Source organism: Clostridium psychrophilum (genome assembly GCF_018861705.1).
Lineage (GTDB): Bacteria > Bacillota > Clostridia > Clostridiales > Clostridiaceae > Clostridium_AD > Clostridium_AD psychrophilum.
Genome location: NZ_JAHLEC010000174.1, coordinates 1 through 4,296, shown reverse-complemented (window position 1 = coordinate 4,296; position 4,296 = coordinate 1). Strand labels below are relative to the sequence as shown.

Annotated in this window: 5 protein-coding genes; 4 read left to right on the top strand and 1 reads right to left on the bottom strand. The window is 30.5% G+C overall.

The genetic code is table 11. The annotated features are described in order from the left end of the window. Nucleotides 1-169: 169 nt before the first annotated feature. On the bottom strand, nucleotides 170-580 hold the full coding sequence (locus KPL38_RS18400) for an AzlC family ABC transporter permease (RefSeq protein WP_246578036.1): 411 nt from the start codon (nucleotides 578-580) through the stop codon (nucleotides 170-172). Nucleotides 581-981: 401 nt separating this feature from the next. On the opposite strand from KPL38_RS18400, the gene KPL38_RS18395 reads away from it, so the two are divergent. From KPL38_RS18395 to KPL38_RS18380, 4 genes are read left to right on the top strand one after another with little or no spacing between them, the layout of a single operon-like run. Next, nucleotides 982-1,647: an amino acid ABC transporter permease gene (locus KPL38_RS18395; protein ID WP_216290586.1), complete on the top strand. Its 666-nt coding sequence runs from the start codon at nucleotides 982-984 to the stop codon at nucleotides 1,645-1,647. After that, the gene (locus KPL38_RS18390) at nucleotides 1,628-2,305 is read left to right on the top strand and encodes an amino acid ABC transporter permease (protein ID WP_216290585.1); all 678 of its coding nucleotides are present in this window, start codon (nucleotides 1,628-1,630) and stop codon (nucleotides 2,303-2,305) included. The genes KPL38_RS18395 and KPL38_RS18390 overlap by 20 nt, the downstream gene beginning before the upstream one ends. A gap of 13 nt (nucleotides 2,306-2,318) precedes the next feature. Beyond that, nucleotides 2,319-3,065 (top strand): amino acid ABC transporter ATP-binding protein, encoded by a 747-nt coding sequence (locus KPL38_RS18385; protein WP_216290584.1) that lies wholly within the window; start codon nucleotides 2,319-2,321, stop codon nucleotides 3,063-3,065. A gap of 25 nt (nucleotides 3,066-3,090) precedes the next feature. Further along, nucleotides 3,091-3,960 (top strand): cysteine ABC transporter substrate-binding protein, encoded by an 870-nt coding sequence (locus KPL38_RS18380; RefSeq protein ID WP_216290583.1) that lies wholly within the window; start codon nucleotides 3,091-3,093, stop codon nucleotides 3,958-3,960. Nucleotides 3,961-4,296: the final 336 nt, after the last annotated feature.

The window sequence follows — 4,296 nt, the reverse complement described above, 5'->3', positions numbered from 1 at the left end:
AAAAGCCTTTTTGTCATACCTGCTATTATTTCACTTATAGTATTACATCCAAATAAATACTTTTGTTCCTCAAATATGGAATTGTTAATTATTGTTTTCCGAGTACACTCTAAATTATTATATTGCACTATTAGTAATATTTATACAATATGTTAGATTATATGCATGCTCATTTATAGGTATCATCAATAAGCATATAAATCATATACGTTTTTTTCTTTCCCATAACTTTGAATTTATCTATAAATGATAATCCATAAAAAATATGTCTTATACTGATAAAGAAATTCATCAATGCTATTTCAATAAGGCCTGTTCCACTTGTTAATAGGTTAATTGCTATAAACTGTGTAGCCCCTGAATATACAATTGTACTCATAAGCAATGCCCACAAGAAATTATACCCAGATTTTTGAAATAACAATCCAAATGCTACTCCAACTGATAAGTATCCTACCATAACTGGAATAGTAACTGGAAATGCTGCTTTTAGTGCTTTCTTCATCTTAGTTCCACCATCCTTTGGCCTTAAAGTAATAATAATTATGTATATTATAGTATAAATTTGTCTAATAATCAAAACTCCTCTCCCAAAATCGATTAGAAAATACATCTTGATTTTAAAAAATAAAGATACAAATGATAAGTACAATAATCTTTTCTCAATATAAACATAAAAAACATTGACGCTTGTCCAGATAACACCTACCTTTTTTTATCCTTTATGTGACAGTTTTTTTAATTGAATTTTTAAGAATATTTTTCATGTTATATATCTACTTAAAATTGAAAAAATTAATACTGTATTTTGTGCTTGTTCTATTGACAATGGTAATAAATATAGTTACAATTTAACTATTCCTATTGGAATTGTAGGTATTGTTTTTTTGTAAAATATATTAACAAAGCGATAATTTTATGTAAATGTGTCTTAACTATTAATAAGAATCAAGACAAATGTAATAAGAAGGTGATGTATAGATGAATATTGATTGGAATTTTATAATAAGCAATTTGCCTCTATATGAAAAAGCTGCATGGATTACTTTAAAATTAGCTTTTGGTGGAATACTTATATCCATAGTTGTTGGACTTTTATGTAGTGTAGTACTCTATTTTAAAGTAAAAGGTCTTGAAATGATTGTTAAAGCATATATAGAACTTTCAAGAAATACTCCGTTGCTAGTACAGATATTTTTTCTATACTATGGTCTTCCAAAATTAGGTTTAAAGATGAGTCCAGATATTTGCGCAATAATCGGGTTATCATTTTTAGGTGGTAGCTACATGTCTGAGGCTTTTAGAGGTGGAATAGAGGCTGTGAGTAAATCACAAATAGAATCTGGCCTTAGCATTGCACTTTCCAAGTTTCAGTTAGCTAGGTATGTAATAATCCCTCAAGCATTTTCTGTAAGTTTACCTTCGCTTGGTGCCAATTGTATATTTCTATTAAAAGAGACATCAGTACTTGGTGCTATATCGATCTTAGATGTTATGAATCTAACAAAGGATTTAATAGGAATGTATTATAAAACATTTGAATCCTTAGCAATGCTTGTGATAGTTTACGTTATTTTAATCTTACCTCTATCAATTTTATTGTCTTGGATGGAAAGGAAGGTGCGTTATGCAGAGTTTGGGAATTAGAGCTGTTTTTGAAGGTAAAAATTTTGAGCGCCTATTTCAAGGACTATTTGTAACAGTAGAAATTGCTTTAATTTCTATAATAATCGCTTTTATATTAGGCATACTTATTGGACTTAGTCGAACTACAAAATCAAAACCCATTCTTATTATAAATCGTATTTATCTTGAGTTATTTAGAATAATACCAACACTTGTTTGGCTGTTTATATTTTATTTTGGAGTTACTACAGCCCTCAGTATTGATATTAGTGGTATATCAATATCAATTATTGTTTTTAGTCTTTGGGGTGCCGCAGAAATGGGAGATATCGTTCGTGGTGCATTGCAATCACTACCAAAACACCAAATTGAATCAGCAAAAGCTTTAGGATTAAACTATTTTCAGCTTTATAGATATGTTCTTATTCCTCAAGCACTTAGACGAATGCTTCCAGGAACTATTAATTTAGCTACAAGAATGGTTAAGACTACTTCTCTTGTAGTTTTGATAGGAGTTATAGATGTAGTTAAAGTTGGTCAACAAATTATAGAAAGTTCACGTTTCACATTTCCTACTGCATCGTTTTGGGTTTATGGTTCTATATTCATATTGTACTTTATAGTATGTTATCCATTATCTCAAATATCAAAAAAATTAGAAACTAAATGGAATAGTTAGGGGGAAGCTCATTATGGATAAAGATAGTACTGTATTACTTGAAATACAGGATATTCATAAAGAATATGATAAAAAAGAAGTATTAAAGGGAGTTAGTCTCGACCTGCATAAAGGAGAGGTCTTGGTTGTTTTAGGTCCCTCCGGTTGTGGGAAAAGTACACTTCTTAGATGCCTTAATGGTCTTGAAAAAATTCAAAGTGGCGATATAAAATTTAAGAATGAAAGTCTTACACAAAAGAATATGGACTGGAAAGACATCCGCTTAAAAATAGGTATGGTTTTTCAAAACTATGAACTATTTCCGCACATGAGCGTTATAGAAAATATACTACTTGGTCCTTTGAAGGTTCAGAAAAGAGAAAAAGCTGAAGCACTTGCTCAAGCTGAAGAACTTTTAACCAGAGTTGGCTTGTTAGATAGAAAAGATTCATATCCACGTCAGCTTTCTGGAGGACAAAAACAAAGAATAGCTATCGTACGCGCTCTTTGCATGAATCCCGAAATAATTCTGTTTGATGAGGTTACAGCCTCTCTTGATCCTGAAGTTGTACGAGAAGTTTTAGATGTTATATTAGGACTTGCAAAACAAGGTATGACAATGGTAATTGTAACTCATGAAATGGGATTTGCCCATTCTGTTGCAGACCGAATAGTATTTATGGATGAAGGCACTATATGTGAAACCTCCAAACCAGATGAATTTTTTAAAAATCCAAAGACAGAACGTGCACAGCACTTTTTAAATATATTACAATATTAATTATTATATTAGGGGGACAATTATTATGGGAAATATCAAAAAAATTATTACGGCTTTAGTGGTTACAACTATTGTAATGGGAGGCCTAGTTGGATGCGGAAGCAATTCATTAAAAAAAGGTGATTCATCTGTTTCAAATACAAGTTCTATTGCAGCAATTAAAAAACGTGGAGTTATAAAAATAGGAGTTTTCAGTGATAAAGCACCCTTTGGTTATGTAGATTCAAATGGCAAGAATCAAGGATTTGATGTATATATTGCTAAAAGATTTGCAAAGGATCTTTTAGGAGATGAAACTAAAGTTCAATTTGTTTTAGTTGATGCCGCTAGTAGAGTTGCCTATTTAGAATCTAAAAAAGTTGATGTAATTATGGCTAATTTTACAGTTACAGATGAGAGATCACAAAAAGTAGATTTCACAAATCCTTACATGAAAGTATCTCTTGGAATAGTATCTCCTAATAATGCTAAAATTACCTCTGTAGATCAGTTAAAAGGTAAAAAGGTTATAATAGCAAAAGGAACAACTGCAGAAACATTCCTTACAAAGAATTACCCTGATATCCAATTACAAAAATACGAACAATATTCAGAAATATTTCAGGCTCTAAAAGATAAACGTGGAGATGCAATTGTAAGTGACAACACTGAAGTTATTGCTTGGGCTAAAGATAATAAAAACTTTACCGTTGGAGTACCAACACTTGGATCAGGAGATAAAATTGCTCCTGCTGTCGCTAAAGGAAATAAAGAACTTAAAGATTGGATTAATACTGAGCTTGTAACTCTTGGCAAAGAAAAGTTTATACACAAAGCTTATGAAGCAACATTAACCCCTGTGTATGGTCAGAAATTCGAAGAAAATCTTGTAATTGAAGGTGGAAAATCAAAATAAAATCAAACAATAAAATTTTAAACCGCACTAAATACCTTGTAATATAAAGTATTTAGTGTGGTATTTTTTTTGCTAGAAATAAGTGCAATATGAATTATATTGATTTGCACGTTAATATTCTGAAATAAACACAAAAAAACTTGAGTGTCACTAAAAAAAGCTCGCACTTTTATGTAAATATATCATTGATTGTATACGCTTACAGATTATGGTATAATCATATTAATAAGAGTGTACTCGGAAAACAATAATTAACAATTCCATATTTGAGGAACAAAAGTATTTATTTGGATGTAATACTATAAGTGAAATAATAGCAGGTATGACAAAAAGGCT